The 2,389-nt window shown below is 54.3% G+C and carries 1 protein-coding gene; it reads left to right on the forward strand.

Annotated features, from left to right (window positions below; genetic code table 11):
* On the forward strand, positions 1-2,389 hold a 2,389-nt coding region (locus Phpb_RS26130; protein ID WP_205634808.1), incomplete at both ends, for a non-ribosomal peptide synthetase.

Genomic DNA, 2,389 nt, shown 5'->3' on the forward strand with positions numbered 1-2,389 from the left:
GCAAGTGCGGTTGTTGGCGTCGAATAGTGGCTTACTGTTATCTCAATATGATCTACGCGGGCTCCCGGATGCTGATGTTGTTCTTGAGCGCCTGAGCATAGAGGAAGCCCATGCGTCATTTGACTTTGAAAGCGGTCCGCTTATCCGTGCGGCGCTCATCCGGCTCACCGATGACGAATATCAGTTTTTGCTGACTTTGCATCATATAATTTCCGATGGCTGGTCCGCTAATGTGCTGATACAGGAACTGAACACACTCTATACGGCGTTTATGGCCGGGCAATCCGATCCGTTGCCGCCGTTGGCGATTCAATACCCGGATTACGCCGCCTGGCAGCGTCAGTGGCTGTCGGCTGAACGAATTCAGGTTCAGTCAGACTATTGGCGTGTAATGCTGACTGACGCGCCGGTTCTGTTGGATCTGCCGACAGATCGGCCTCGTCCGCCGGAGCAGTCGTTTGCCGGGCAGTCCGTGCCGATTAACCTGGATGCGGCGTTAACGACCGCCCTGAAACGCCTGAGTGGGCAGCAGGGCGTCACCTTATTTATGACGCTGTTGTCAGCCTGGGCGGTGGTTCTGTCACGTTTGTCAGGTCAGGACGATGTGGTGATTGGCACCCCGAGTGCCGGCCGTAGTCGCCAGGAAGTAGAGCCGTTGATTGGCTTCTTTGTCAATACGTTGGCATTGCGCATGGATTTATCGGGTGAGCTGACCGTGACTGAGTTGCTGGCGCGAGTTCGGCAAACCGCATTGACGGCTCAGGAGCATCAGGACTTACCGTTTGAACAGGTGGTGGAAATTGTACAACCGCCGCGCCGACTGGCGCATACTCCATTGTTCCAGGTGGTATTTGCCTGGCAGAACAATGAGAGCACGGACTGGGAACTGCCGAAACTGGCAGTCTCACCGGTCGATCAAGCCGTTGATGTTGTCAAGTTTGATCTTGAACTGGGCTTATCAGAAGAGGAGGGCCGGATTGTTGGGGCGTTGAACTATGCCGCCGCCCTGTTTGATCCATCGACAATAGAACGGCTGGTGGAATATCTACGCGCGGTGCTGCAAGCGATGACGGCTAACCCTCAACAGCCGGTTGGAGAAATTGATATTCTGTCTCCGACGGAGCGCAAGTTGTTGCTGGAAACCTGGAACGCGACGGAAACCGCGTATCCTGATGTGTCATGTATTCATCAATTATTTGAACAGCAGGTGGAGCAAACCCCGGATGCGATAGCATTAGTGTATGAAGATCAAACCCTCGGTTATGCGGAATTAAATGCCCGTGCTAACCGGCTGGCCCATCAGCTTATTGCGCTGGGCGTCGAGCCGGATCAACGAGTGGCGATTTGTGTGTCACGTTCACCGGCAATGGTGGTGGGGATATTGGCAATACTGAAAGCCGGCGGCGCCTATGTGCCGCTAGATCCGGTCTATACCGGGGAGCGTCTGGCGCATATTCTGACTGATGCCGCTCCGGTTATTCTACTGGCGGATAAAGCCGGATGTGCTGCGTTGGGTGAGAAGGCGCTGGCGGAACGCACTGTACTTGACCCAAATACATTGCTCAGCCAGCGGGACGACAACCCGCAGATACCGGCGCTCACTTCACGACATCTGGCGTATGTGATTTATACCTCGGGTTCGACCGGTGTGCCGAAAGGCGTGATGCTGGAACATCGCGGTGTCTGCAACTACCTGCTATGGGCGCGGAGTGATTACCTCACAGAAAGGCAATGCAATAGTATCGTTTCGTCATCGATAGCCTTTGATGCCACGGTCACCAGTCTTTACCTGCCTTTACTGTGTGGCGGCAAGATCCATTTGCTCCGTGACAGGCAGGAGCTGGTTGAATTGCTTCCTGCGTTGTTATCAATGGAATCAGGCGCTCTGGTTAAAATTACTCCCGGTCATCTTTCAGCAATGGGGCAGAAATTGAAAACCGTGGGACAAAAATGCCCGGCTCACTGCTTTATCGTGGGTGGGGAGGCACTGCCCAGTTCCACTATTGCGCTTTGGCGGACATTATCGCCAGGATCACGCATCATCAACGAGTACGGCCCAACCGAAACCGTCGTGGGTTGTACCGTGTTTGATGTCAATCACTCGAGCTGTTTTGCTGATAACGTACCGATTGGCCGCCCAATATCCAATACCCAGATTTATATTCTCGATATTCACGGGAAACCTGTCCCAATGGGTGTCACAGGTGAACTTTACATTGGGGGCGTCGCTGTCGCTCGTGGCTACCTGAATCGGCCAGACTTGACGGCGGAAGGTTTCCTGATGGATCCGTTTAGTGATCGACCGGGCGCTCGTATGTACCGTACCGGGGATTTAGCCCGCTACCTGCCGGACGGCAACCTGGAATTCCTGGGCCGTAACGATGAGCAG

It is taken from the genome of Photorhabdus namnaonensis (genome assembly GCF_001684335.1).
Classification (GTDB): domain Bacteria; phylum Pseudomonadota; class Gammaproteobacteria; order Enterobacterales; family Enterobacteriaceae; genus Photorhabdus; species Photorhabdus namnaonensis.